Raw genomic sequence first — 361 nt, 5'->3', positions numbered from 1 at the left:
TGCATGGCGGAGAGAGTCTGCTGGCGTCTCGAGGTTGCGAGGGCGCAGCGCTGCGAGGTGGCGGGCGAGCTTGATCGGCGTCATCCGGTTCGTCTCGCGGCGCAGCGTGTCATCAGCGTGAACGAGCATCGCCTTTATCGAGATGATCGCGGCGGAACGGTCGGTGACGGCGGAGTCGTGCGCGATCTTGAGCTGTCTGATCATCTCGACGCTGCTGTCCGCGGTCTTCGGAATAACTGTCGCGAAGCCGGCGAGTACGGAGCGGGCGGCGTTCTCCGCGTCGAGGGTGTCGGACTTCCCGTTCAGCCGCCGTTGGCGCCGGTCAGGGCGTCCTGCTTCGACGACCTTGTGTCCATAGCGG

At 65.7% G+C, this 361-nt stretch carries 1 pseudogene; it reads right to left on the bottom strand.

What is annotated here, in order from left to right:
* Positions 1 to 361: pseudogene (locus ACT3UL_RS19230) on the bottom strand (hypothetical protein); the annotation flags it as partial.

The organism is Brachybacterium sp. 107 (assembly GCF_052379725.1).
Taxonomy (GTDB): Bacteria; Actinomycetota; Actinomycetes; order Actinomycetales; family Dermabacteraceae; genus Brachybacterium.
This window is presented reverse-complemented; position numbering and strand designations above follow the sequence as displayed.